This window comes from Enterococcus sp. CR-Ec1, assembly GCF_002850555.1.
GTDB lineage: Bacteria > Bacillota > Bacilli > Lactobacillales > Enterococcaceae > Enterococcus_D > Enterococcus_D entomosocium.
Genome location: NZ_CP025223.1, coordinates 1 through 25,563 on the forward strand (window position 1 = coordinate 1; position 25,563 = coordinate 25,563).

The window sequence follows — 25,563 nt, forward strand, 5'->3', positions numbered from 1 at the left end:
ATGCCATCTGCTGATTCTATTTGGCAAGATCTTCAACGTTCCTTTAAAGAAGAGCTGAATCCGGCCAGTTATAGTGCTTGGATCGAGACTGCCAATGTCTTGTCGTTTGAAAAAAATCAGCTGCTGATCGAAGTACCCAGCGATCTTCATAAATCTTATTGGGAAAAAAATCTAGCTGCCAAAATTGTTGAAATGGGATTTATGAAAACTGGTGAAGAATTGATTCCTAGTTTTGTGACTGTCGAAGAAGCAGAAGCTTTAAAAACAGCCCCTTCTACTATTCAAACAGCTGCAAAAGAAAACGAGCGGCCGCCGAAATCAATCTTAAATGAAAAATACACATTTGATACCTTTGTCATCGGGAAAGGCAATCAGATGGCCCATGCTGCTGCTTTAGTTGTTGCAGAAGATCCTGGGTCTATTTATAATCCGCTGTTCTTCTATGGTGGCGTTGGTTTAGGGAAAACCCACTTGATGCATGCGATCGGTCATCAAATGTTGCTGAAACGTCCCAATGCCAAAATCAAGTATGTTAGTAGTGAAAATTTCACCAATGATTTCATTACTTCTATTCAAAAGAACAAAATGGAAGATTTTCGAAACGAATACCGCAATGTTGATCTTTTGCTAGTGGATGATATTCAATTCTTAGTCAATAAAGAAGGAACCCAAGAAGAATTCTTTAATACCTTCGAAGAACTGTATCGCAATAATAAACAGATCGTCCTCACAAGTGATCGTTTGCCAAATGAGATCCCGACTTTACCAGAACGTTTGGTTTCCCGTTTTGCTTGGGGCTTGTCCGTTGATATCACCCCGCCGGATCTAGAGACGCGGACTGCGATTTTGAGGAAAAAAGCCGAAGCCGAACGCTTGGAGATCCCCGACGATACGTTAAGTTATATCGCTGGACAGATCGATTCAAATATCCGGGAACTTGAAGGAGCACTCGTGCGGGTGCAAGCTTTTGCTACGATGCAAAACTCAGACATTACAACGAGCTTGGCAGCTGAAGCCATCAAAGCCTTGAAATCAAGCCATGGCTCGACCCAAGTTTCGATTTTGCAGATCCAAGAAGAAGTCGCAAAATACTATCACATTCATGTCAATGATCTAAAAGGGAAAAAACGGGTCAAAGGCATCGTTGTCCCACGGCAGATCGCGATGTATCTCTCTCGAGAATTGACCGATAGTTCTTTACCAAAAATCGGCGGCGAATTTGGTGGCAAAGACCATACCACGGTCATTCATGCCCATGAAAAAATTCAGCATTTAGTCGAAACAGATCCCACGATCAAAAATGAGATCGCTGAAATCAAACAAATTCTCTTCAGCTGATCTGTGGATAAGAAAAGAAGAACCAAAAAAGTTGTCCACAAGTTATTCACAGGCATTTTCGTTAGTCTAATCACTCTTTTCTCGAGTTATCCACATTACTAACAAGCCTATTACTACTATTACTTTTATTTAATAACTATAAATTAAAGGAGTATCGCTATGAAGCTAACTTTAAACCGAACAGAGTTCATGCAAGAATTACAAACTGTCCAACGGGCGATTTCAACCAAAACCACCATCCCGATCTTAACCGGAGTAAAATTGTCCCTTTCAGAAAAAGGATTAACCATGACTGGGAGCAATGCCGATATTTCCATTGAAACTTTTTTAAGTGTGGAAAACGAAAAAGCGCAAATGCAAATCGAAAAAACAGGAGCAATCGTTTTACAAGCACGTTTCTTCAGCGAAATCGTTCGTCGTTTGCCTGAAAGTACCTTAACGTTAGAAGTTTTAGACAATAATCAAGTAGCGATCACTTCTGGAAAAGCTAACTTTACCGTCAACGGCTTGGATGCCGATAGTTATCCACATTTACCAGTTGTCGAAAGTCAAGATTCGATCGAGATTCCAGCGCACGTGTTGAATAAAGTTGTTAGTGAAACGGTCTTTGCGGTTTCGCAACACGAAAGCCGTCCAATCTTAACTGGGGTCCACTTTGTCTTAGAAAATCAAAAATTATTAGCTGTTGCGACGGACTCACACCGTTTGAGTCAACGGGTGATTCCCTTGGAAAGCGGGGAAACAGCCTTCAATATCGTGATTCCCGGCAAAAGCCTAACGGAACTTTCTCGTTCCTTAACAGATGAAGAAGAAGCAATCCAAATCAGCATTATGGATAACCAAGTATTGTTCCAAACGAAAACTATGAAATTCTATTCTCGTTTATTGGAAGGAACTTACCCAGATACCAACCGTCTGATCCCTTCAAGCTTCAATACTGAAATTGAATTTTCTGTGCCAGAATTGTTACAGGCTATCGAACGGGCGTCATTGCTTTCCCATGAAGGCCGTAACAACATCGTTCGTTTGGCAATCTCCGAGGAAGCTGTTGTCTTATATGGAAACTCACCAGAAATCGGGAAAGTGGAAGAAGACCTTTCTTTTGAAAAAGTGACCGGCGACCCATTAGAGATCTCTTTCAATCCTGATTATATGAAAGCTGCACTACGAGCATTTGGTGACACCAGCATCGTGATCCGCTTTATCTCAGCGATCCGTCCCTTTACGTTGGAGCCAACAGAGAGCAAAGGCAGCTTTATCCAGCTGATCACACCGGTGCGCACCAACTAGTTTTTCATGTCTTTTGAAAAAAGTTGAAACAATCATCTGAAAATGAATAAATGAGTTAAAAGGGCTTAAAATCGTTTTTAAGCCCTTTTTTCTATTTTGGCTTCTTTTTTGTCTAAAAGCAGTAAGTCTTCTGAGAATGAAAAATATGCCGATGAATTTGTTTTCTTGGCAAAAAAAGAGTATAATAGAGCTAAACGCTCTTTGATAGAATTGAGGGGAATTATGAAAATGCAAATACCGTTAGAAACGGAATATATGACACTTGGACAAATGCTCAAAGAAGTCAGTGTGATCAGCAGCGGCGGCCAAGCGAAATGGTACCTTGCAGAGCACACCGTTTTTGTCGACGGCGAGCCGGAAAATCGACGAGGGCGCAAATTGTATGCGGGAATGCGTGTTGAGTTACCTGATGAAGGTACTTTTTTTATGGTGAAGAAGGAAGACGCAGATGCGGCTGAATGAGTTGCATTTAAGCAATTATCGGAACTATGATTCGCTGACACTGACTTTTGAGAAAGGTCTGGTCATTTTTTTAGGCGAAAATGCGCAAGGAAAAACCAATATTTTAGAAAGTATCTATGTATTGGCGATGACCAAAAGTCACCGCACCTCCAGCGAGCAAGAACTTATCCGTTGGGACACGGAAGGTGCGCGGATCTCTGGCAGTGTCAGTCGGGGACGCTCAACGATCCCGTTAGAACTGTTTTTGTCAAAAAAAGGACGAAAAACGAAAGTAAACCACATTGAGCAAAAAAAGCTCAGTAGTTACATAGGGCAGCTGAATGTCATTTTATTTGCTCCAGAAGACCTCTCCCTTGTAAAAGGAAGTCCCCAAGTCCGCCGCAAATTTCTCGATATGGAAATTGGGCAGATCGATCCAATTTATCTCTATGATCTCGTTCAATACCAATCCGTTTTGAAACAGCGCAATCAATATTTAAAACAGCTGAATGAAAAAAAACAGACCGATGAGATCTATTTAGATGTTTTGACGGAACAGCTGGTGGCTTTCGGCAGTAAAATCATTTTAGCCAGACAACGGTTTGTTCAGCGCTTGGCGTATTGGGCAAATCAGCTGCACCAAAAGATCAGCCAAGGAAAAGAAACCTTGCAGATCGACTATTTATCAAATGTGCCCGGTGAGGCGACCTCGCTGGAGGAGATCCAACAGCAATTTGTCAAAGCCTTGGCACAAGTCAAAGACCGTGAACGATTTCGACAAGTCACGTTGGCAGGCCCTCATCGAGACGATCTGGATTTTTTGATCAATGAGAAAAATGTTCAGACCTTTGGTTCGCAAGGACAGCAGCGAACAACGGCCCTAAGTGTCAAATTGGCAGAAATCGATTTGATGAAAGAAGAAACAGGGGAATATCCCGTCCTTTTATTAGATGACGTCATGAGTGAGCTGGATGATTCCCGACAACTGCATTTATTGGAAACCATTGAAGGAAAAGTTCAGACCTTTCTGACAACGACGACATTAGAACATGTGAAAGACAAAATGTCTGTGGAAGCAGAGATTTTTTATGTAGAGCAAGGACATATTAAAGGAGAATAGACTGAATGACAGAAGAAGAAAAAAGCTTAGTTGAACGTGCGAAAGCCTATGATGCCAGTCAGATCCAAGTGCTGGAAGGACTAGAAGCCGTCCGCAAACGACCTGGGATGTACATTGGTTCTACCAGTTCAGAAGGTTTGCACCACTTAGTATGGGAAATCGTCGATAACTCGATCGATGAAGCACTAGCAGGCTTTGCCTCAAGTATTCAAGTGATCATTGAACCAGATAATAGTATTACGGTCGTCGATGACGGGCGGGGGATCCCCGTTGATATCCAAGCCAAGACAGGCCGTCCAGCGGTAGAAACCGTCTTTACGATCCTGCATGCCGGCGGGAAATTTGGCGGCGGCGGCTACAAAGTATCTGGTGGACTACACGGGGTAGGTTCCTCCGTCGTTAATGCGTTGTCCACGACTTTAGACGTAAAAGTCTATAAAGAAGGCAAAGTGTATTATCAAGAATACCATCGTGGAGCAGTCGTTGATGACTTAAAAGTGATCGATGAAACCGACCGCCACGGAACGACCGTCCACTTTGTTCCAGATCCAGAGATCTTTACGGAAACAACGGAATTCAATTTTGATAAATTAGCGACGCGGGTTCGGGAATTAGCCTTCTTGAACCGTGGTTTAAAAATCTCGATCGAAGACAAACGGGAAGAAAAACCCGTTTTGAAAGAATATCATTACGACGGCGGGATCAAGAGCTATGTGGAGCATTTGAATGCGAGTAAAACAGTGATTTTCCCAGATCCGATCTATTTAGAAGGAGAACAACAAGGAATCACGGTTGAAGTCTCCATGCAATATACCGATAGCTACCATAGCAACCTGCTAAGTTTTGCCAACAACATCCATACCTATGAAGGTGGAACCCATGAATTCGGGTTTAAGACTGCCTTGACCCGGGTGATCAATGATTACGCCCGCAAGTCAAAATTGATGAAAGAAAACGACGAAAACCTGACCGGAGAAGATGTTCGGGAAGGATTGACGGCGGTTATCTCCATCAAGCATCCAGATCCTCAGTTTGAGGGACAAACGAAAACCAAATTAGGAAATTCCGAAGTGCGGACAGTCACTGATCGTCTCTTTTCCGAACATTTCACGAAATTCTTGATGGAAAACCCGAATGTGGGTCGTCAAGTCGTGGAAAAAGGACTTTTGGCATCAAAAGCCCGTCAAGCAGCCAAACGTGCCCGGGAAATGACTCGCAGAAAAGGTGCATTAGAAATCAGTAACTTACCTGGGAAATTAGCCGACTGTTCCAGTAATGATCCAGAAAAATGCGAATTGTTTATCGTCGAAGGAGATTCTGCCGGCGGTTCAGCAAAACAAGGCCGCAGTCGGGAATTCCAAGCGATCTTACCGATCCGTGGAAAGATCTTGAATGTCGAAAAAGCCAGCATGGACAAAATCTTAGCAAACGAAGAAATCCGTTCGCTGTTTACAGCAATGGGTACCGGGTTTGGTGCTGATTTTGATGTAGCAAAAGCCCGTTACCACAAGCTAGTCATCATGACCGATGCCGATGTCGATGGTGCCCATATCCGGACCCTACTCTTGACGCTGTTCTATCGTTATATGCGTCCCATCGTTGAAGCCGGTTATGTCTATATCGCACAACCGCCATTGTACGGTGTCAAACAAGGGAAAAATATCCATTATATCCAACCCGGCAAGAATGCCGAACAAGATTTGAAAAATACGATTGAATCACTACCTGCGACACCAAAACCAACAGTTCAACGATACAAAGGTCTAGGGGAAATGGATGACCACCAGTTATGGGAAACCACGATGGATCCTGACAATCGGATGATGCTGCGGGTCAGCGTAGATGATGCCATTGAAGCCGATCAAATTTTTGAAATGCTGATGGGGGATCGCGTCGAACCAAGACGGGCCTTTATCGAAGAAAACGCGCACTACGTGAAAAATCTTGACATCTAGCCAATCGTAGAGGAGGAAACAGCTTGAGTGAAGAAGCAAAACAAAATATTCATGACGTCAATCTGACCAGTGAAATGCGCGAGTCCTTTATCGATTATGCAATGAGTGTAATTGTTGCTAGGGCTTTACCAGATGTGCGGGATGGCTTAAAGCCGGTTCACCGCCGAATTTTATATGGAATGAATGAATTAGGGGTCACACCAGACAAGCCCCATAAAAAATCAGCCCGGATCGTCGGCGATGTCATGGGGAAATACCATCCCCATGGTGACAGTGCGATCTATGAATCAATGGTGCGGATGGCACAGCCCTTCAGCTATCGCTACATGTTAGTCGATGGCCACGGAAACTTTGGTTCAGTCGATGGTGACGGTGCCGCTGCGATGCGGTATACCGAAGCCCGCATGAGCAAACTGGCGATGGAGATGCTGCGGGACATCAACAAAGATACTGTTGATTTCCAAAGCAATTATGATGATACAGAACGAGAACCAGCGGTATTACCAGCACGCTTCCCGAACCTTTTGGTCAACGGGACGACGGGGATCGCTGTTGGGATGGCGACCAATATCCCGCCTCATAACTTGAATGAAGTTATTGCAGCCATCGATCTATTGATGGAAAATCCAGAAGTCACGACAAGTGAATTGATGGAAGTCCTGCCGGGACCAGATTTCCCAACCGGCGGGATCGTCATGGGAAAATCCGGTATTCGCCGTGCCTATGAAACAGGGAAAGGTTCGATCACTGTTCGCGGAAAAGTCGAAGTGACTGAAATGCCCAACGGTAAAGAACGGATCTTAGTGACTGAATTGCCGTATATGGTCAATAAAGCGAAGTTGATCGAGCGGATCTCTGAGCTGCACCGTGACAAACGGATCGAAGGAATCACCGATCTGCGGGATGAATCGTCTCGTGAAGGCATGCGGATCGTGATCGACGTTCGTCGCGACGTCAGTGCGTCGGTGATCTTAAACAATCTCTACAAAATGACTGCACTGCAATCTTCTTTTGGCTTTAATATGTTAGCCATTGAAAAAGGCGTGCCGAAGATTTTGAGTTTGAAACGAATTTTAGAAAATTACATCGAGCATCAACAAGAAGTGGTAACTCGTCGGACACAGTTTGATAAAAACAAAGCAGAAGCCCGTGCCCACATCTTAGAAGGGTTACGGATCGCATTGGATCATATCGATGAGATCATTGCTTTGATCCGGGCATCAAATTCTGATGATGAAGCAAAAAATAGCATGATGGAGCGCTTCAAATTGTCCGATCGCCAAGCGCAAGCAATTTTAGATATGCGTTTGCGTCGCTTGACTGGTTTGGAACGCGACAAGATCGAAAACGAGTACCAAGGTTTGTTAGAATTTATCGCTGATTTGACAGACATTTTAGCAAATCCACAACGAGTCCTAGAGATCATCCAAACGGAGTTGCAAGAATTAGGCCAACGCTTTGGCGATGATCGCCGGACTGAATTATTGGTTGGGGAAGTCTTAAGTCTTGAAGATGAAGACTTGATCGAAGAAGAAGAAATCGTCATTACTTTGACGAACAATGGATACATCAAACGAGTAGCTAAGTCTGAATTCCGTGCACAACGTCGCGGCGGACGTGGCGTTCAAGGAATGGGGATCCACGATGAAGACTTCGTGAAGACGTTGATTTCTTGTTCGACTCACGACACATTACTGTTCTTCACCAATAAAGGGAAAGTTTACAAAGCCAAAGGTTATGAAATTCCTGAGTATGGTCGGGCAGCCAAAGGTATCCCTGTGATCAATCTGCTAGGGATCGATTCTAGCGAACGGATCGAAGCGATCATTTCGGCTTCAGGTGGGCCTCAAGAAGGACGCTACTTGTTCTTCACGACGCGTCTAGGTGTGGTCAAACGGACCTCAGTGACGGCCTTTTCAAATATCCGTGCCAATGGTCTGATTGCGATCGGTCTTCGGGAAAATGATGAGTTGGTTAACGTGATCGAAACCCATGGCGAAGATGTCGTGATCATCGGCACCCACGATGGCTACTCTGTGACTTTCAAAGAAGCCCTTGTTCGGGATATGGGCCGAACAGCTGCTGGTGTGCGAGGCATTCGTCTAAGGGACGGAGACTACGTGGTAGGCGCTGCAGTGATCACAGAAGACAGTGAAGTCTTGGTCATCACTGAGAACGGCTATGGCAAGCGTACCAAAGGCTCTGAATACCCAATCAAAGGTCGTGGCGGAAAAGGGATCAAAACAGCCAACATTACGGCGAAAAACGGTCCATTAGCCGGCTTGACGACGGTCAGCGGTGAAGAAGACATCATGGTGATCACCGATAAAGGCGTCTTGATTCGTTTCAATGTAGCGACTGTTTCCCAAACTGGTCGGGCAACCTTAGGGGTTCGTTTGATGAAGATGGAAAACAATGCCAAAGTAGTGACGATGGCAACGGTTGAACCAGAAGTCGAAGAAGAACTAGCGACTGCTGAAGAAACAGCGGGACAAGACGTGCCAGTTGTGGAAGAAACAACGGAAGACACTACGGATACACAAGAATAAGCAATACGTTTTCTAGGAAGACAGCAACCTGCGAACATGCAGCTTGCTGTCTTTTTACTCTTTTTCAAAAAATCGGCAGCAGCTGACGTATTTATCAGTGTAAGCGATTGTTTGCAGTGATGGGTAGATGCAGGGACGAAAAAAAATAGCTTGCAGTAGGGACGAAAAAAGTGTATAATAATTATTTGTGAGTAGTCTAATTAGACCACTCTCTCTGCTCCTAGAAAACTAGGGGCCAAAGTCCACAGGGAGGTGAAAAATCAATGGAAAACACGAAATATGAGATCTTATATATCATTCGTCCAAACATTGATGAAGAAGCAAAAGCCGCATTGATCGCTCGTTTTGACTCAATCTTAACTGATAACGGCGCTGAAGTTATCGAATCAAAAGATTGGCAAAAACGCCGTCTAGCGTATGAAATGGATGGATTCCGTGAGGGTATCTATCACATCGTTAAAGTTTCTTCTTCAACAACTGCAAGTGCAATCAACGAGTTTGACCGTCTTGCGAAAATCAATGATGACATTATCCGTCACATGATTGTCAAAGAAGAAGCATAATATTGTTTCACATGAAACAAAAGCGATGAGGAGATGATGAACTTTGATTAATAATGTTGTACTAGTAGGAAGACTAACCAAAGATCCTGATTTACGTTACACTTCTAATGGCACTGGTGTCGCAACCTTTACCTTGGCGGTAAATCGCAATTTTACCAACCAAAGTGGAGAGCGCGAAGCTGATTTCATCAACTGTGTTATTTGGAGAAAACCAGCGGAAACATTAGCAAACTATGCACGCAAAGGAACTTTACTAGGGGTTACTGGACGTATTCAAACCCGTTCATACGACAACCAACAAGGCCAACGTGTTTATGTAACAGAAGTCGTTGCTGACAACTTCCAATTATTAGAATCGCGAAATGCTTCCGAGCAAAGACGCACAACTGATAGCGGATCTGGCAGCAGCAATACGTATAACTCAAATAGTTCTTCTGGATTTGGTAACAATAACTCAAATCAAACTCAATCCTCTCAACCATCAGGAATGCCTAATTTTGATCGAGACAACTCCGATCCATTCGGAAACTCATCAATCGACATTTCAGACGATGATTTACCATTCTAAGAAATTGATAGGAGGGAAATAGGATGGCACAACAAAGAAGAGGCGGACGCAAACGTCGTAAAGTAGACTACATTGCTGCAAACCATATTGAACATATCGATTATAAAGATATTGAATTACTAAAACGTTTCATTTCAGAACGCGGTAAAATTTTACCACGTCGTGTAACTGGTACTGGTGCGAAAAACCAACGCAAACTTACCATTGCAATCAAACGTGCGCGTATTATGGGATTACTTCCATTCGTAGGCGAAGAATAAATCGAATGATTTTCATTGACAAGTTTCTTTTGAAGCTTGTCAATTTTTTTATCTACTGAAGAAATACTTGTTATTTTATATACAGATAAAATAACAAGTGACAGAAATTTTCCCATGATTATCTCACCAAAAAAGTTTCACGTGGAACTTTTTGCATCAATCGCCTATTTGATTGTTTTGTGGTAAAATAAGGAACAAAGCTTCAAAAAAATGGGATGATACATTGAGGGGTAAAAAAGATGGCAGCAATTGGGTTGATTTCAATTGATAATTACGATGATTTGATTGAGAAAAAAGACGACAAACAAGTTTCTTATTTGAACTCGCTGATCACGACACTGATTTCTGATTGGGCAAGTGAGAATCATGTTTTTTACAAACGAATCAATTCCGAGCGGTTTCTTTTCGTCGCGAAGTATTCAGATATTGAGCGGATGAAGGAAGAAAAATTCCAATTTTTGACTAGAGTACGGCAAGTTGCGGAAAAAAATGATCTGGCATTAACGATCAGTATGGGAATTTCCTATGGGGAAGAGTCTTTTGAAGAGATTGGTGAAGTGGCACAAAACAATCTCGACATTGCGTTAGTTCGTGGCGGCGATCAAGTCGTTTTAAAAGAAGCCAAAGAAGAAGCAAAACCGCAATTCTTTGGCGGTAATACGGATGGTACGCCGAAGAGAACGCGTGTTCGTTCTCGTGCCATGAGTACGGCGTTGAGAAAGATTTTTGCTGAAAACCAGCGGATCTTTATCATGGGACATCGTTACCCGGACATGGATGCTTTAGGTTCGGCTTTTGGGGTGGCTTACATGGCGATGATGAGCGACAAAGAATGCTACATCATTTTAAATCCGAAAGAGATCACCGCCGACATTCAGCGGGCATTGGAAGAATTGAAAAAATACCCCGAGCTGGAACGATTTGTGATCACTGGGGAAGAAGCAGTCAATTTATCAAATGAAGAAAGTGTCTTAGTGATGGTAGATTACCATAAGCCGTCGATGTCGATCTCGCAAGCGGTCTATGATGAATTTGACAAAATCGCAGTGATCGATCACCATCGTCGCGGGGATGAGTTTCCCGATAAGCCATTATTGACGTATATTGAATCTTCCGCGTCTTCAGCATCGGAACTGGTAGCAGAATTGATCCAGTATCGCGCTTCTCGCAGATCGCAAGTCCCTAAATTTATTACGACTTCTTTATTAGCGGGAATTTACGTGGATACGAAGAACTTCACGGTGCGAACCACTGGTCGGACCTTTGATATTGCTGGCTATTTGAAAAATCAAGGCGCAGATACGTCATTGGTTCAATACATGTTGAGTACGGATTTAGATTCCTATTTGATGATCAGTGAACTGGTTTCTCGCAGCCAGCATTTCCGAGAAGATATCGTGATTGCTGCAGCGGATGAAGATCGGGTGTACGATAGTGTCACCGTTGCAAAAGCGGCCGATACTCTGCTATCGATCAATGGGATCCATGCCGCGTTTGTCATTACGAAACAGCCAGGAGATTTGATCGGTATTAGTGCTAGAAGTACCGGAAAAGTCAATGTACAAACCTTGATGGAGGCATTAGGCGGCGGCGGACATTTTACCAACGCAGCCACGCAAATAAAAAACAGCAGCATTGGCGATGTAGAAAACCAGTTGCGAGCGGAATTAACGAAAAATGAACAATAACAAGGAGTGACCAAGATGAAAGTTATTTTCTTACAAGATGTCAAAGGCAAAGGCAAAAAAGGCGATATCAAGGAAGTCCCTAATGGCTACGCACAAAACTTCCTGATCAAAAACAACTTAGCCAAACCTGCCAACAATGAAAGCATGGCAGAATTAAAAGGCAAACAAAAAGCCAAAGAAAAACAAGATGCGGAAGTCTTAGCAGAAGCGAAAGAGTTAAAAGTACTTCTTGAAAAAGAAGAAACCGTCGTGAAGATCAATGCCAAAGCAGGGGAAGATGGCCGCTTGTTCGGTTCGATCCCATCAAAACAAATTGCCGATGCCTTGAACAAGCAATACAAAATTAAGATCGACAAACGCAAAATCGAATTGGATCAGCCGATTCGTGCATTAGGGTTTACGCAAGTACCTGTAAAATTGCACCCACAAGTAACAGCAACGATCAATGTTCATACCATTCAAGAATAAGCATTACTCCCAACAGTCACATGTTGGGGTTTTTTTCGGCAAACGTCCAAGCAATCTTGTACTTTGGATGGGAATCTTGTAGAATGAATGGACGAAGGAGCGAATGGCATGAATGAAGTTTGGCAAAATCAAGTTCCCCCACAAGATATTGAAGCGGAACAAGCGGTCCTAGGGGCAGTCTTTTTAGATGCCGATGCGATCATCGATGCAATGGAAGTAATCGCCCCAGAAGATTTTTATCGCCGCAGCCATCAAATAATTTTTCAAGCAATGATCCAGTTGAACGACCGTAGTGAATCGATCGACTTGATTACGTTGAAAGCAGAAATTGAAAAAAGCAACAGTCTTGAAGATGTTGGCGGCCTGACGTATCTGACTGAACTGAGTCAAGCTTCACCATCAGCAGCAAGTATTGCTTATTATGCGAAGATCGTTGACGACAAAGCCACGCTGCGCAATCTAATCCAAACAGCGAGCCGTATCGTAACCAAAGGCTTTGAACAAGATGAAGATGTACAATCGATCATTGATCAAGCAGAAAAAAGTATTTTAGAAGTATCCGAAAAGCGCAACAGCAATGGCTTCCAATCGATAGCGGAAGTCTTGAATCGGACGATCGAAACGATCGATCAGTTGGCGCAAAACAACGAAGAAATCACCGGATTACCTACGGGTTATGCGGCTTTAGACAAAATGACGGCGGGGCTGCAAAAAGAAGAGCTGATTATTCTCGCTGCCCGCCCCGCGGTAGGGAAAACCGCGTTTGCCTTGAATATCGCGCAAAATGTCGGAACGAAAACCGATCGTTCCGTAGCGATCTTTAGTCTGGAAATGGGGGCTGAATCATTGGTCAACCGGATGCTTTGTGCGGAAGGCTCGATTGAGGCCAGTCACTTGCGGACGGGGCAGCTCTCAGAAGAAGAATGGCGGAATTTGATCGTTGCCATGGGCAGTCTTTCTAACGCCAATATCTATATCGATGATACCCCCGGGATCAAGATCTCTGAGATCCGGGCGCGTTGTCGGAAACTGGCGCAAGAAAAAGGCAATCTCGGCTTGATTTTGATCGACTATTTGCAGCTGATTGAAGGAACGGGTCGCGAAAACCGCCAACAAGAAGTCTCTGAGATCTCTCGCCAATTAAAGAAACTGGCGAAGGAATTGAAAGTGCCGGTGATTGCACTGTCTCAGCTTTCTCGGGGTGTGGAACAACGACAAGACAAGCGTCCTGTTTTAAGTGATATTCGGGAATCAGGATCGATCGAGCAGGATGCCGATATCGTTGCTTTCTTGTACCGAGATGACTACTACCGCAGTGAAGGCGACGATGACGATGAACCAGAAGAACAACAAAACAACAATGTGATCGAAGTCATTATTGAAAAAAACCGGAGTGGTGCCCGGGGGACGGTCGAACTTCTATTCATCAAAGAATACAATAAATTCTCCTCGGTCTCGCCGCGAGAAGAGTTCGGGTAAGACACCAATTATTTGAAAAACAATGGCTCCTGCTGCCGTCTGCATTGCGCTGATGGTAGTAGGGCTTTTTTTATGTGTCGACTTTATTCGTTTTTACGTGTATAAATAATTATTCCAAAGAAAATAGTTCGTTTTTTACCCCTGAAAAATGAGAATTTAAAACGATTATTCGATTTTAGATTGAAAGAGCTTGCGAATCTTGTTACAATACTTAAGGAATGCACTAATTAAAGAAAGAGGTCATTATATGTCATCTGTAGTAGTAGTAGGTACACAATGGGGCGATGAAGGTAAAGGAAAGATTACGGACTTTTTGAGTGAAAACGCGGAAGTCATTGCACGTTATCAAGGTGGAGACAATGCCGGCCATACGATTAAATTTGACGGTGTGACCTATAAACTGCATTTGATTCCTTCAGGGATCTTTTATGCAGATAAAATCAGTGTCATTGGAAACGGGGTCGTTGTGAACCCGAAATCATTAGTTAAAGAATTAGCATACTTGAAAGAAAACAATATAATAACAGAAAACTTGAAGATCTCTGATCGTGCACATGTTATTTTACCTTACCATATCCATTTGGATCAGCTGCAAGAAGATGCCAAAGGTGACAACAAGATCGGTACGACAATCAAAGGGATCGGACCAGCCTATATGGATAAAGCAGCCAGAGTCGGCATTCGGATCGCTGATCTTTTAGACAAAGAAATTTTTGAAGAACGTCTGCGTATCAACTTAGAAGAAAAAAATCGTCAATTCGTGAAAATGTTTGATGCAGAGCCAATCGCCTTTGAAGATATTTTTGAAGAGTATTACGAATATGGCCAACAAATCAAAAAATATGTGACGGATACTTCGGTGATCCTTAACGATGCCTTAGATGAAGGCAGACGAGTTTTATTTGAAGGGGCACAAGGCGTGATGCTGGATATCGACCAAGGAACCTATCCTTTCGTAACGTCATCCAACCCCGTTGCTGGAGGTGTCACCATCGGTAGTGGTGTGGGCCCTTCAAAAATCAACAAAGTCGTTGGTGTCTGCAAAGCCTACACCTCTCGGGTAGGAGATGGTCCATTCCCAACGGAACTGTTTGATGAAACAGGTGAACAAATTCGTAAGATCGGTCGTGAATACGGGACAACGACAGGACGACCTCGTCGTGTGGGCTGGTTTGATACCGTCGTGATGCGCCATTCAAAACGGGTCTCAGGGATCACGAACCTATCCCTTAACTCGATCGATGTCTTGAGCGGTTTAGAAACCGTGAAAATCTGTACCGCTTATGAACTAGACGGCGAATTGATCTATCATTATCCAGCAAGCTTGAAAGAGTTGAACCGCTGCAAACCAGTCTACGAAGAACTTCCTGGCTGGTCTGAAGACATTACTGGCTGCAAAACATTGGCAGATCTGCCAGAAAATGCACGCAATTACGTTCACCGCATCTCTGAATTAGTCGGTGTCCGCATTTCGACCTTCTCGGTAGGGCCAGACCGCAGCCAAACCAACATCTTAGAAAGTGTTTGGGCGCAAATTTAACCTGACGCGAAAGCATCAGAACAAGACAAAGAACTTCTGTGTCAGAAGCGGTCAACGATAAGTTTGGCTGCTTTTGATGAGAATTTCTTCTGTCTTGTTCTTTTTTTGCTATAATAGGGGGTAACGAGAGGGGTGAAACCATGTTTCAAATCATGACAGATTCCTGCTGTGATTTACCAGCAGCAAGATTAGCGGAGCTAGATGTCGCCTATATTCCAATGCTGATTGAATTAGATGGCAAAGAATATATCGATGATATGGGCAAAGAATTTGATACGGAATGGTTTTTAGGAAAACTAAAAGAGCATGCGCAACCGACGACTTCTCAAATCAATGTCGGACGTTATATGGAATATTTTCGGCCATATGTCGAAGCGGGCACACCGATCCTTTATTTAGGTTTTTCTTCAGGAATGAGCGGCTCATTCCAAAGTGCCGTCCAAGCCGTAGCCTTACTAAAAGAAGAATACAACGAAGTCGCGATCACCTTGATCGATACGCGCTCTGCTAGTTTAGGCGAAGGCTTCTTAGTGGCTGAAGCAGCTCAACAAAAAGCCCAAGGGCGTTCGTTGCTGGAAGTCAGCCAATGGGTAGAAGAAAATAAACTGCGTTTAGATTCATGGGTCACCGTCGATGATTTAAAACAATTGGAACGCGGCGGCAGAATCTCTAAAACAGCCGCAGCGATCGGTGGATTGTTGAATGTGAAACCAATCATTACCGTAGATACCGCGGGAAAATTACGCAGTGTTGATCGAGTGCGGGGACGCAACAAAGCGATCCAAAAAATCGTGGATCAAACCATCGCCAATCTTCACGAATCAAAAACCAATACGGTTTATTTTGCCAATGCTGGCGATGCCGAAGCAGCGGAGAAAGTCATCAAGCGTTTGACCGAAAAAGTTCCTGACATTATTATTCATCATTATCCATTAGGTCCAACGATCTCCAGTCATACCGGCTACGGCTGCTTGGCGCTGTTTTCATTCGGCAAAGCCCGTTTAGAACAAGCGTAACCTGCCCAACATGCCCGAAGTATTAGACAAAATAAAAAGAACGCTCCAGTTGCCTGCCACCAAGGCTGCAACTGGAGCGTTCTTTTTTGTAGAAGCAGATTATTGATTCATTTCTGCTACGCGTTTTTGGACATCTTTATTTTCTAAGAATTCATCGTAGGTCGTTTCGGCACGATCCACCACGCCTTTGCTAGAGACCGCAATGATACGGTTCGCAAGGGTTTGAATAAATTGGTGGTCATGAGAAGCAAACAACAATGAGCCGGTGAAGGCCATCAAACCATCGTTTAATGCGGTGATCGATTCTAAGTCCAAGTGATTGGTTGGATCATCCAACACCAATACGTTGGCTTTTGAAAGCATCATTTTCGACAACATACAGCGAACTTTTTCGCCCCCGGAAAGAACGTTGACGGGTTTTAATACTTCATCACCAGAGAATAACATGCGACCTAGGAAGCTGCGCAAGAAGGTATTGTCGTCTTCTTCTTTGCTTGCGTATTGACGCAGCCAATCAACGATCGGGGTATCCGTATCGAATTCGCTGGTCGTATCTTTTGGCAAGTAGGCATGCTGCGTGGTGACGCCCCAACGAACACTACCTGTATCAGGAGTGATTTCCCCCATGATGACTTTGAATAGCGTCGTGGTGGTGATATCGCTATTGGCAACAAAAGCGACTTTGTCGTCTTTATTCAAGGTGAAAGAGATATTGTCTAAAATCTTTTTGCCGTCGATCGTCACACTGACATTGTCGACTTGCAGCAAGTCATTCCCGATTTCACGTTCTGGTTTAAAACCAACAAACGGATAACGGCGGGACGAAGGTTGAATATCATCAAGGGTGATTTTATCCAACATTTTTTTCCGAGACGTTGCTTGTTTGGATTTTGATGCATTGGCACTAAAGCGTGCGATAAAGTCTTGCAGTTCTTTGATCTGTTCTTCTTTTTTGGCATTTGATTGTGATTGTAATTTCGCCGCTAATTGGCTTGATTCCAACCAGAAATCATAGTTGCCGACAAACAATTTGATTTTGCCGAAGTCTAGATCGGCCATATGGGTACAAACTTTATTTAAGAAGTGGCGGTCATGGGAAACAACGATGACAGTGTTGTCAAAGTTGATTAGAAACTCTTCTAACCAGTTGATAGATTGGATATCCAATCCGTTGGTAGGCTCATCTAGGAGCAAGACGTCTGGCTTACCGAAAAGGGCTTGTGCGAGCAAGACTTTTACCCGTTGACCAGCAGTTAGATCTTTCATCAAGACATGATGCAATTCATCGGGAATGTTCAGGCCTTGCAAAAGAACGGCTGCTTCTGGCTCTGCTTCCCAACCATCAAGTTCCGCAAATTCGCCTTCTAGTTCGGCGGCACGAATCCCATCTTCATCAGAAAAGTCTTCCTTCATATAGATCGCGTCTTTTTCTTTCATCACTTCGTAGAGACGTTTATGGCCCATGATGACCGTTTCGATCACTGGAAACTCTTCGTAATCATAGTGGTTCTGTTTCAAGACAGCCATCCGTTCATCAGGACCTAAAGAAACGTTCCCGGTCGAAGGTTGGATCTCACCAGATAAAATTTTTAAAAAAGTTGATTTACCAGCACCATTTGCACCAATCAAACCATAACAATTACCAGGCGTAAACTTAATATTAACATCATCAAACAGTTTGCGGTCTGAAAAATGCAAACTTACATCACTTACTGTAATCAATTCTTTTCCTCACTTTATATAAATTGACATGGAGTCTCCTAGCATTATAGCGATGAATGTTGAAACTTTCAAGTAAAGCCGCGGATTTCGTCAGGAAAGGCATAGGCCTGGTGAAAGAAAAATTATGGCTGCTGCTGCCTTCCTAGTAGAACCTGACGGCTTCCTATGCTAGAGTATTGGTAGAATAGTTAGACAAAGGAGCAGACGAATGGTGGATTGGTTGGTTGGATTGTCGCCATGGCAGCAAGCGCTGGCGGGGACGATCTTTACGTATGGTATGACGGCGCTTGGGGCAGCGCTAGTCTTTTTCTTCAAAGAAATCAATAAAAATGTCCTGAACACGATGCTGGGGTTTGCCTCTGGCGTGATGATCGCCGCTAGTTTCTGGTCGTTATTAGATCCTGCGATCGCACGAGCCGAAGAAAATGGCGACATTCCGTGGCTGGTGGTCAGTATCGGGTTTGGTTTGGGCGGTTTGTTTCTTTATGCAGCAGATAAGACACTCCCACATATGCATTTTGGTCCGAATCATGAAACAGAAGGATTGCCTAGTCATTTGAAGCGAACGATCTTGCTGGTTTTTTCCATCACACTACATAATATCCCGGAAGGCTTGGCGGTAGGGGTAGCGTTTGGGGCGGCGGCTAGTGCTGATGATCCGCGAGCTGCGATCTTAGCAGCACTTTCGGTGGCAATCGGGATCGGGATCCAGAATTTTCCAGAAGGCGCAGCCGTTTCGATCCCCTTGCGCCAAGAAGGGTTAAGCCGAACCAAAGCCTTTATGTATGGGCAAGCATCTGGGATCGTTGAACCGATCGCGGGTGTGATCGGGGCTTTGTTGGTAACGAGTATGTCCGCTGTCTTGCCGTATGCGTTGGCTTTTGCAGCGGGTGCTATGATTTATGTGGTGGTGGAAGAATTGATTCCAGAAGCGCAGCAAACCTTGACGAGTCGCCGCCATTTTGCGGTTTTTGGCGTCATGTTAGGCTTTATCTTAATGATGGTTCTAGATGTCGCATTAGGCTGATGGATAGAAAAAACCACCTGACTGTTGGAAAGTCAGGTGGTTTTGGTTTTCCTGCAATTAACGATAATATTTTCTTGGTTTTTGGCGAATCGAGGTTAACCAGCGAACAATCAAAACGGCCAGCAGTAAAGGAATCCCGAAACGGAAGATCAATCCGATCAACCCACCAACAATGCCTAATACGACAGATAAAACAAGAGATGCTGCGATTAAAACTGCCACGACAGTAACGATTCTTCCTAATAAACTTTCTGTATTCATAGCGACTCCTCCTAGACTTTTTTTCTTATCCTTAGCATAGCAAGAAGGAAGAAGAAACACATCCAACTTAAGGCGGAATAATTGCTCCGCCGTGGGCCATAGGCTTTGTGATAAACTAAACATGAAGTATTCATGAAAGGAGGCGAAACGAATGAACGTAGAAATCCTCACGAGCCAAGTCATCACAGAAGGAGGGTGCAATGCCTGTTTGCCTTATGAACTCAATACCTTCACGCTGCAGCTGCCAGATGGTCGTAGTTTTTCGTTAGAAAACTTGGATGTTGCATCCTTGGTGATGCCCATCGCTCAAATCAATCAGTGGCAGACTCGCTTATTATTGGAAGAAGACGAAGGGCTGATCTATCGCAAAGGAACACAAGAAGTGATTTTTGTAGAAGGCAGCCGCCAGGATACGTTTTCCAGCAAAGGACAGACGATTGCTTGTCCGAAAAAGAGTTGTGAAGCAGACGTTTTTGCCACAACCAATCGGGTGCTGACAGAATTGTTTGGCATCGACCCGCTTTCCTTCGTTTTGCGGGCTGCACAAGCATAAGAAGACGCAAAAACAACCCCTTGCACGGGTGTACCGACCTCCAAAAGTTCGCTTTTGATCGAACTTTTTGGGGGACACTACAGCAGGGGGCTGTTTTTGCATATCGTTACTTACGGATCTGTCCTTCGCCATAAATAATGTATTTGGTGGAAGTCAGTGCTTCTAACCCCATTGGCCCACGGGCATGTAGTTTTTGCGTCGAGATGCCGATCTCGGCACCAAAGCCAAACATAAAGCCATCCGTGAAACGGGTCGAGGCATTGACGTAAACCGCCGCCGCATCAACTTCTTTCAAGAAGCGTTGGGAAGCGAAATAATCATCAGTGATGATCGCTTCGGAGTGCTTCGTATTGTAGCGATTGATGTGGGCAATGGCTTCTTCTAGCGAAGCCACCACTTTGATCGCTAAGATATAGTCTAAAAACTCGGTTGCCCAGTCCTCTTCAGTGGCAAGCTGTGCATTGTTTAAAAACGCCAATGCTTTTTCATCTCCTCGCAATTCGACTTGATTGGCAAATTGCTGTTCTACCATTGGCAAAAATTCCGCTGCCACTGCTTCATGGACGAGGATCGTTTCGATGGCATTGCAGACAGAAGGGCGTTGCGTTTTTGCATTCGTAACGATCGCCAGTGCCATCGGCAGCTGGGCGGCTTGATCGATGTAGATATGATTGTTGCCGGTGCCGGTTTCGATCACTGGTACTGTGGCGGTCTCTTTGACGCGACGAATCAAGCCGGCGCCCCCACGGGGGATCAAAACATCCAAGTAATCCGTCAGACGCATTAGTTCAGCCGCTGTTTCGTGGCTCGTGTCTTCGATAAACTGGATCGCATGGCGGGAGTGTCCATTGGCAGCTAATGCCTCTTGTAAAATAGTCACGAGGACTTGATTGGAGTGGAAGGCTTCTTTTCCACCACGCAAAATCACGGCATTTCCTGATTTGAAACACAGACTAGCGGCGTCAGTGGTGACATTAGGACGAGCTTCGTAGATGATGCCGATGACCCCTAAGGGCACCCGCTGTTGACCAATCAAAAGATCGTCAGCATTGCGCCACATTTTATCCACGGCACCGATTGGATCGGGCAATTGGGCGACTTCTCGGATGCCGTTAGCCATCTCTGTGATCCGTTGTTCTGTCAGCAACAGTCGATCCAGCATCGTTTGGCTGGTTCCTTTGGCTTTTGCGGCAGCTAGGTCTTGTTGATTAGCAGCTAAAATCGTCTCAGTAGCTTTTTCTAAAGCATCGGCCATCGCTACCAGTAGGTGATTTTTTTCACTGGCACTCAGTAAGCTTAATGTCTGGGCGCTTGCTTGAGCTTGTTGACCGATCGTTTGCAAGTTGCTCATTGCTCATCCTCCGTTCGTTGATAAAAGTGGGTGCCGACAGGTTCCCCTGCGAGCAAGTCAAAAATAATTTTCGGCTGCTTGCCGTTAGCGAGCAGCATGTGACTGTTCACGTCTAAGATGCGTTGGGCGGCTTTTAGTTTACTGGTCATACCGCCGGTTCCATAAGGACTGCCTTTTCCCGTAGCTTGTTCTAAAAGTTCCGGGGTGATTTCATTGATCTCGGAATACAAAACGGCATCAGGATCATTCAGCGGATTGGCGGAATAAAAGCCATCGATATCAGAAAGCATGATCAAAAGCTCGGCTTTCGTCAACTGAGCGACGATCGCTGACAACTGGTCATTGTCGCCAAATTTGGTGAGATGGTCCAATTCATCTACTGCCACCGTGTCGTTTTCATTAATGATCGGGATGATCCCCATCGTAAGTAGTTGCTCTAAGGTGTTGCTAACGTTTTGACGGCTTTGGGGAAATTCGATGATGTCTCTGGTCAGCAGAATTTGTGCAGTCTGCTGGCTATAGCTTTGAAAACGCTGGTTGTAGATCGTCATCAGTTCCGATTGGCCAACGGCGGCCACGGCTTGCTGCTGTGGAATCTCCACGGGTCGTTCTTTCAAATTTAACTTGTTCATGCCAACACCGATCGCTCCGGAAGAAACTAAGATGATTTCTTTGCCTTGGTTTTGCAAAGCTGCTAAGACAAAGGCTAATTCATCGATGCCAGCTAGATTGATGGCACCATTGGGATAAATCAACGAGCTGGTGCCGATTTTTACAACGATTCGGTTTTTGTTTGAAAGATCTGCGCGCATATGCCACCGCCTATTTTTTGATATTTTTTCTATTGTACTCGCAAACGGGCGTTTCGTCATGCTCTTTTTTCTTTTTGAGCTATTTTAAACGAAGAAATTGTAAAGACTTTTCGATAATTGTGTTTTCCATGAAGAAAATAGTTCTTCCTATGCTAAAATAGCTATATGTTTTATTATTGGAGGAACCCATGAAATTACGAGGATTTGAAATTATTACATCATATAAAGAAAAAAGCATCACCTTGCCTCAACGTGCCACCCATCATGCGGCTGGTTATGACTTTGAAGCCGCGGAAGAAATCGTGGTGCCAAGCATTTGGAAAGCGGGCGTGATCGATGGGGTCAAAGCGCTTTTTGCGAAAGAGACCGCAAAACAGTTGAAGCCAACCTTGATTCCCACTGGGATCAAAGTCTATATGGGGGAAGACGAGTATTTGCAGCTGACAAATCGTTCCAGCAATCCTTTGAAACGTTTCTTAGTCTTGACGAATGGTGTCGGCGTCATCGACAGCGATTACTATGACAATCCAGATAATGAAGGGCATATTATGTTCCAGTTTACTAATTTCGGCCCCACAGATGTCGTCATTAAAAAAGGCGAGCGGATCGGCCAAGGAATTTTCTTGCCGTTCTTAAAAGCTGATCAAGATACAACCACTGCCAGCCGAACCGGCGGCTTTGGCTCCTCGAATCAGTAAATCCTGCCTGGGGGTCTGTTTGATAGAAGTAGTGGAGGAGATCAATGGCAAAAAAAGCAAAAAGTCAATTTGTCTGTCAAAATTGCGGGTATAGTTCCCCTAAATATTTAGGAAAATGCCCCAATTGCGGCAGCTGGAATTCAATGGTAGAAGAAGTGATCCAAGAAACCGCTGATCGTCGTGTACGTACGACATTGACGGGGCAAAAGATGCAGCCGACGAAAATTGCCGATGTCGTACCGAAAAAAGAACCGCGGGTCCAAACGAAACTCGCTGAGTTGAATCGCGTCTTAGGCGGCGGCGTGGTCCCAGGTTCCTTAATTTTGATCGGTGGGGATCCCGGGATCGGAAAATCGACGCTGCTCTTGCAAGTTTCCCAGCAATTAGCAGCGATCGGCGGAACGGTCTTGTATGTGTCAGGAGAAGAAAGTGCCGAGCAGATCAAAATGCGGGCGCAGCGCTTAGGCGCCATCGACACGGAATTTTATCTCTATGGGGAAACGGACATGTCAGAGATCAGTAAAGCGATCGAAAACATCCGCCCAGATTATGTGATCATCGATTCGATCCAAACCATGACCCAACCGGATATCACCAGTGTGGCAGGCAGTGTCAGCCAAGTGCGAGAAACGACCGCAGAATTGCTGAAAATCGCTAAAACCAATGGCATCGCCATCTTTATCGTTGGCCACGTGACGAAGGAAGGCTCGATCGCAGGACCGCGGATGCTGGAGCACATGGTGGATACCGTCTTGTATTTCGAAGGCGAAAAGCACCACAGCTTTCGGATTTTGCGGGCCGTCAAAAACCGCTTTGGGTCCACCAATGAGATCGGGATTTTTGAAATGGAAGAAGGCGGGTTGAAAGAAGTCGCCAATCCGTCACAAGTCTTTTTGGAAGAACGCTTAGAAGGCGCAACCGGATCGGCGATCGTAGTGGCAATGGAAGGCAGTCGGCCAATCTTGGTGGAGATCCAAGCATTGGTCACGCCAACGATGTTCGGCAATGCCAAACGCACGACGACGGGGCTAGACTTCAACCGGGTCTCGCTGATCATGGCGGTTTTAGAAAAACGGGCAGGTTTGCTGCTGCAAAATCAAGATGCCTACTTAAAAGCAGCCGGCGGGGTCAAATTAAATGAACCCGCGATCGATCTAGCGATCGCTGTTAGTATCGCCTCCAGCTATAAAGAAAAAGGCACCAGCCCGACGGAGTGTTTTATCGGTGAAATTGGCTTGACGGGTGAGATTCGCCGAGTCAATGCGATCGAACAACGGGTCAAAGAGGTGCAGAAACTGGGCTTTACAAAAGTTTATTTGCCTAAAAACAATCTGACTGGTTGGCAGCCGCCAAAAGGCATCGAAGTCGAAGGCGTGTCTACCTTAGCCGAAACCTTACGGAAAGTCTTCCGTTAAAGTGGAGTCACTGCAAGAGCAAGGGGCAATCTCCCTTCCTCTTGCCCTGACGCTGCTGGTTCATTCATTGAACCAACCGACAGCCGCTGACTGGTGGAAGGAGTCAGTTTGGCAGCACGGATTTTTGAACAAAAGAAACCTACTGGAGTATGGAGGAACATGTATGCAGAAACGAGTCATTACCGCACTAATGGTACTTGCCGGTGCAAGTCTAGGGATCTCACTGATGCCCATCGCATGGCAAGCCATTGGGCAAACCCAAAATGAATGGCTGAATAATAACATCACTAATAGTTTGCTTGGAGCCCTTATTTTCTTTTTATTATCTTTACTATTAGCGAAATATATTGCAGCCGGTATTCGCAAAATTGAAGAAAAACTAAGTGAATTGAGCTTAACCTATCTCTTGTTTGGCGCAATTGGTTCGATCATCGGTCTGATGATCGGTGTGATCGTGTCGATTCCTTTTTACAATTGGGATATTCCTTTTATCAACGGGATCGCCCCAATCTTAGTGATGGTCCTGTTAGGGTATCTCGGTTTTCAGATCGGGACGACACGGATCGATGAATGGAAAAAAGTCTTTGCCCCGAAAAACAAAAAGGCAGAGCCTCAAGAGCAAGATGAACAGCAGATGCTAGAAAGAAAAATCGCGGACCATTTCCACAAATACAAAATTTTGGATACCAGCGTGATCATTGATGGCCGGATCTATGATATTGCCAAAACCGGCTTTTTGGAAGGCGTCCTGCTGATCCCGAATTTCGTTTTGTATGAATTGCAATACATCGCAGATTCTGGCGATAGTTTGAAACGGGTCCGGGGCCGTCGCGGCTTGGATATTTTGAATGCTTTGCAAAAAGAAGAAGGCATCGCAGTTGAGATGTACGAAGGCGATTTTGAAGACATTTCCGAAGTCGACAGCAAGCTGATCAAGTTAGCGAAATTGCTGGATGGTGTCGTTGTGACTAATGACTACAATTTAAACAAAGTTTCTGAATTTCAAAATGTGCCGGTCTTGAATATCAATGCGTTGGCCAATGCGGTCAAACCAGTGGTGATTCCAGGAGAAAGCATGCACGTCTTAGTAGTGAAAGCTGGCACGGAGCGGCAGCAAGGGGTCGCTTATCTAGATGACGGGACGATGGTCGTGGTGGAAGATGGCCAGCATTACATGAACGAACACATCGAAGTGATCGTCACCAGCGCCTTGCAAACGGCAGCTGGGCGGATGATTTTTGCCAAACCAGCCCATTCTGGTCGCGGCATCGACAACAAAGAAGGATCAAAATCAGAGAAATAATCCTCGGCAGCTGGCGTAAAATATGCCAGCTGCCTTTACTAATTGGGTTATTGATTGTACAATTCAACTTGAGGGTTCTGTTTTTTACGCGGGTCTTTCCCACTAAACTGAACAATAAGCCCCAAGCAGCTTGGCTGGCTTGGAAA

Annotated in this window: 23 protein-coding genes; 19 read left to right on the forward strand and 4 right to left on the reverse strand. The window is 44.7% G+C overall.

The window, feature by feature from the left end; all coding sequences use genetic code 11:
- The 14 genes from dnaA (at window position 1) to CXM95_RS00070 (ending at window position 16,275) form a co-directional block, all read left to right on the forward strand.
- Complete coding sequence (gene dnaA / locus CXM95_RS00005; RefSeq protein ID WP_005232925.1) at window positions 1-1,338, forward strand: chromosomal replication initiator protein DnaA; 1,338 nt, start codon at window positions 1-3, stop codon at window positions 1,336-1,338.
- 159 nt (window positions 1,339-1,497) lie between these two features.
- Window positions 1,498-2,628, forward strand: coding sequence for a DNA polymerase III subunit beta (gene dnaN, locus CXM95_RS00010; protein WP_005226354.1), 1,131 nt, complete (start codon window positions 1,498-1,500; stop codon window positions 2,626-2,628).
- Window positions 2,629-2,850: 222 nt separating this feature from the next.
- Window positions 2,851-3,090, forward strand: a complete 240-nt coding sequence (yaaA, locus tag CXM95_RS00015; RefSeq protein ID WP_008376781.1) for a S4 domain-containing protein YaaA — start codon at window positions 2,851-2,853, stop codon at window positions 3,088-3,090.
- Entirely contained in the window at window positions 3,077-4,189 is a 1,113-nt protein-coding gene (gene recF / locus CXM95_RS00020) for a DNA replication/repair protein RecF (protein ID WP_005232923.1), read from the forward strand. The genes yaaA and recF overlap by 14 nt, the downstream gene beginning before the upstream one ends.
- 5 nt (window positions 4,190-4,194) lie before the next feature.
- Window positions 4,195-6,144 carry a DNA topoisomerase (ATP-hydrolyzing) subunit B gene (gyrB, locus tag CXM95_RS00025; RefSeq protein WP_005232922.1) on the forward strand — a complete coding sequence of 650 codons (1,950 nt, stop codon included), beginning with the start codon at window positions 4,195-4,197 and terminating at the stop codon, window positions 6,142-6,144.
- A 23-nt stretch (window positions 6,145-6,167) separates the two neighbouring features.
- Window positions 6,168-8,693, forward strand: coding sequence for a DNA gyrase subunit A (gene gyrA, locus CXM95_RS00030; protein ID WP_086372482.1), 2,526 nt, complete (start codon window positions 6,168-6,170; stop codon window positions 8,691-8,693).
- A gap of 263 nt (window positions 8,694-8,956) precedes the next feature.
- Window positions 8,957-9,256: a 30S ribosomal protein S6 gene (gene rpsF, locus CXM95_RS00035; protein WP_005226363.1), complete on the forward strand. Its 300-nt coding sequence runs from the start codon at window positions 8,957-8,959 to the stop codon at window positions 9,254-9,256.
- Between the two features lie 43 nt (window positions 9,257-9,299).
- A complete protein-coding gene (gene ssb / locus CXM95_RS00040; RefSeq protein WP_005232920.1) occupies window positions 9,300-9,824 on the forward strand; it encodes a single-stranded DNA-binding protein in 525 nt (174 codons plus the stop codon).
- Between the two features lie 23 nt (window positions 9,825-9,847).
- On the forward strand, window positions 9,848-10,084 hold the full coding sequence (gene rpsR / locus CXM95_RS00045) for a 30S ribosomal protein S18 (protein WP_005226367.1): 237 nt from the start codon (window positions 9,848-9,850) through the stop codon (window positions 10,082-10,084).
- Between the two features lie 239 nt (window positions 10,085-10,323).
- Complete coding sequence (locus CXM95_RS00050) at window positions 10,324-11,772, forward strand: DHH family phosphoesterase (RefSeq protein ID WP_005232918.1); 1,449 nt, start codon at window positions 10,324-10,326, stop codon at window positions 11,770-11,772.
- Between the two features lie 15 nt (window positions 11,773-11,787).
- Window positions 11,788-12,240: a 50S ribosomal protein L9 gene (gene rplI, locus CXM95_RS00055; RefSeq protein WP_101698720.1), complete on the forward strand. Its 453-nt coding sequence runs from the start codon at window positions 11,788-11,790 to the stop codon at window positions 12,238-12,240.
- A gap of 108 nt (window positions 12,241-12,348) precedes the next feature.
- A complete protein-coding gene (gene dnaB, locus CXM95_RS00060) occupies window positions 12,349-13,719 on the forward strand; it encodes a replicative DNA helicase (protein ID WP_005226374.1) in 1,371 nt (456 codons plus the stop codon).
- A 247-nt stretch (window positions 13,720-13,966) separates the two neighbouring features.
- A complete protein-coding gene (locus tag CXM95_RS00065; protein WP_101698721.1) occupies window positions 13,967-15,259 on the forward strand; it encodes an adenylosuccinate synthase in 1,293 nt (430 codons plus the stop codon).
- A gap of 140 nt (window positions 15,260-15,399) precedes the next feature.
- On the forward strand, window positions 15,400-16,275 hold the full coding sequence (locus CXM95_RS00070; protein WP_101698722.1) for a DegV family protein: 876 nt from the start codon (window positions 15,400-15,402) through the stop codon (window positions 16,273-16,275).
- 99 nt (window positions 16,276-16,374) lie between these two features.
- On the opposite strand, the gene CXM95_RS00075 is transcribed toward CXM95_RS00070, so the two are convergent.
- Window positions 16,375-17,997 (reverse strand): ABC-F family ATP-binding cassette domain-containing protein, encoded by a 1,623-nt coding sequence (locus CXM95_RS00075; protein WP_005226380.1) that lies wholly within the window; start codon window positions 17,995-17,997, stop codon window positions 16,375-16,377.
- 208 nt (window positions 17,998-18,205) lie between these two features.
- Here CXM95_RS00075 and CXM95_RS00080 point away from each other — a divergent pair, with 208 nt between their 5' ends.
- On the forward strand, window positions 18,206-19,024 hold the full coding sequence (locus tag CXM95_RS00080) for a ZIP family metal transporter (RefSeq protein ID WP_005232914.1): 819 nt from the start codon (window positions 18,206-18,208) through the stop codon (window positions 19,022-19,024).
- A gap of 57 nt (window positions 19,025-19,081) precedes the next feature.
- Here CXM95_RS00080 and CXM95_RS00085 read toward each other — a convergent pair whose 3' ends face one another.
- Window positions 19,082-19,285 (reverse strand): hypothetical protein, encoded by a 204-nt coding sequence (locus CXM95_RS00085; protein WP_008376766.1) that lies wholly within the window; start codon window positions 19,283-19,285, stop codon window positions 19,082-19,084.
- Between the two features lie 151 nt (window positions 19,286-19,436).
- Between CXM95_RS00085 and CXM95_RS00090 the strand changes: the two genes are divergently transcribed.
- Window positions 19,437-19,838, forward strand: coding sequence for a DUF4809 family protein (locus CXM95_RS00090; RefSeq protein ID WP_086316721.1), 402 nt, complete (start codon window positions 19,437-19,439; stop codon window positions 19,836-19,838).
- A 106-nt stretch (window positions 19,839-19,944) separates the two neighbouring features.
- Here CXM95_RS00090 and CXM95_RS00095 read toward each other — a convergent pair whose 3' ends face one another.
- Together CXM95_RS00095 and proB are read right to left on the reverse strand one after the other, a co-directional pair.
- Complete coding sequence (locus CXM95_RS00095) at window positions 19,945-21,189, reverse strand: glutamate-5-semialdehyde dehydrogenase (RefSeq protein ID WP_061053519.1); 1,245 nt, start codon at window positions 21,187-21,189, stop codon at window positions 19,945-19,947.
- Entirely contained in the window at window positions 21,186-22,001 is an 816-nt protein-coding gene (gene proB / locus CXM95_RS00100) for a glutamate 5-kinase (RefSeq protein WP_034872095.1), read from the reverse strand. The genes CXM95_RS00095 and proB overlap by 4 nt, the downstream gene beginning before the upstream one ends.
- 188 nt (window positions 22,002-22,189) lie before the next feature.
- On the opposite strand from proB, the gene CXM95_RS00105 reads away from it, so the two are divergent.
- From CXM95_RS00105 to CXM95_RS00115, 3 genes are all read left to right on the forward strand, one after another.
- The gene (locus CXM95_RS00105; protein ID WP_101698723.1) at window positions 22,190-22,699 is read left to right on the forward strand and encodes a dUTP diphosphatase; all 510 of its coding nucleotides are present in this window, start codon (window positions 22,190-22,192) and stop codon (window positions 22,697-22,699) included.
- A 44-nt stretch (window positions 22,700-22,743) separates the two neighbouring features.
- Entirely contained in the window at window positions 22,744-24,114 is a 1,371-nt protein-coding gene (gene radA, locus CXM95_RS00110) for a DNA repair protein RadA (protein ID WP_005226394.1), read from the forward strand.
- A gap of 163 nt (window positions 24,115-24,277) precedes the next feature.
- Window positions 24,278-25,417, forward strand: a complete 1,140-nt coding sequence (locus CXM95_RS00115) for a PIN/TRAM domain-containing protein (RefSeq protein WP_005232908.1) — start codon at window positions 24,278-24,280, stop codon at window positions 25,415-25,417.
- Window positions 25,418-25,563: the final 146 nt, after the last annotated feature.

What these genes read in the sequence shown, in the direction of transcription:
- dnaA (WP_005232925.1), top strand. Translation starts at nt 1, where the DNA reads ATGCCATCTGCTGATTCTATTTGGCAAGATCTTCAACGTTCCTTTAAA.
- dnaN (WP_005226354.1), top strand. Translation starts at nt 1,498, where the DNA reads ATGAAGCTAACTTTAAACCGAACAGAGTTCATGCAAGAATTACAAACT.
- yaaA (WP_008376781.1), top strand. Translation starts at nt 2,851, where the DNA reads ATGAAAATGCAAATACCGTTAGAAACGGAATATATGACACTTGGACAA.
- recF (WP_005232923.1), top strand. Translation starts at nt 3,077, where the DNA reads ATGCGGCTGAATGAGTTGCATTTAAGCAATTATCGGAACTATGATTCG.
- gyrB (WP_005232922.1), top strand. Translation starts at nt 4,195, where the DNA reads ATGACAGAAGAAGAAAAAAGCTTAGTTGAACGTGCGAAAGCCTATGAT.
- rpsF (WP_005226363.1), top strand. Translation starts at nt 8,957, where the DNA reads ATGGAAAACACGAAATATGAGATCTTATATATCATTCGTCCAAACATT.
- rpsR (WP_005226367.1), top strand. Translation starts at nt 9,848, where the DNA reads ATGGCACAACAAAGAAGAGGCGGACGCAAACGTCGTAAAGTAGACTAC.
- CXM95_RS00050 (WP_005232918.1), top strand. Translation starts at nt 10,324, where the DNA reads ATGGCAGCAATTGGGTTGATTTCAATTGATAATTACGATGATTTGATT.
- rplI (WP_101698720.1), top strand. Translation starts at nt 11,788, where the DNA reads ATGAAAGTTATTTTCTTACAAGATGTCAAAGGCAAAGGCAAAAAAGGC.
- dnaB (WP_005226374.1), top strand. Translation starts at nt 12,349, where the DNA reads ATGAATGAAGTTTGGCAAAATCAAGTTCCCCCACAAGATATTGAAGCG.
- CXM95_RS00065 (WP_101698721.1), top strand. Translation starts at nt 13,967, where the DNA reads ATGTCATCTGTAGTAGTAGTAGGTACACAATGGGGCGATGAAGGTAAA.
- CXM95_RS00070 (WP_101698722.1), top strand. Translation starts at nt 15,400, where the DNA reads ATGTTTCAAATCATGACAGATTCCTGCTGTGATTTACCAGCAGCAAGA.
- CXM95_RS00080 (WP_005232914.1), top strand. Translation starts at nt 18,206, where the DNA reads ATGGTGGATTGGTTGGTTGGATTGTCGCCATGGCAGCAAGCGCTGGCG.
- CXM95_RS00085 (WP_008376766.1), bottom strand. Translation starts at nt 19,285, where the DNA reads ATGAATACAGAAAGTTTATTAGGAAGAATCGTTACTGTCGTGGCAGTT.
- CXM95_RS00090 (WP_086316721.1), top strand. Translation starts at nt 19,437, where the DNA reads ATGAACGTAGAAATCCTCACGAGCCAAGTCATCACAGAAGGAGGGTGC.
- CXM95_RS00095 (WP_061053519.1), bottom strand. Translation starts at nt 21,189, where the DNA reads ATGAGCAACTTGCAAACGATCGGTCAACAAGCTCAAGCAAGCGCCCAG.
- proB (WP_034872095.1), bottom strand. Translation starts at nt 22,001, where the DNA reads ATGCGCGCAGATCTTTCAAACAAAAACCGAATCGTTGTAAAAATCGGC.
- CXM95_RS00105 (WP_101698723.1), top strand. Translation starts at nt 22,190, where the DNA reads ATGAAATTACGAGGATTTGAAATTATTACATCATATAAAGAAAAAAGC.
- radA (WP_005226394.1), top strand. Translation starts at nt 22,744, where the DNA reads ATGGCAAAAAAAGCAAAAAGTCAATTTGTCTGTCAAAATTGCGGGTAT.
- CXM95_RS00115 (WP_005232908.1), top strand. Translation starts at nt 24,278, where the DNA reads ATGCAGAAACGAGTCATTACCGCACTAATGGTACTTGCCGGTGCAAGT.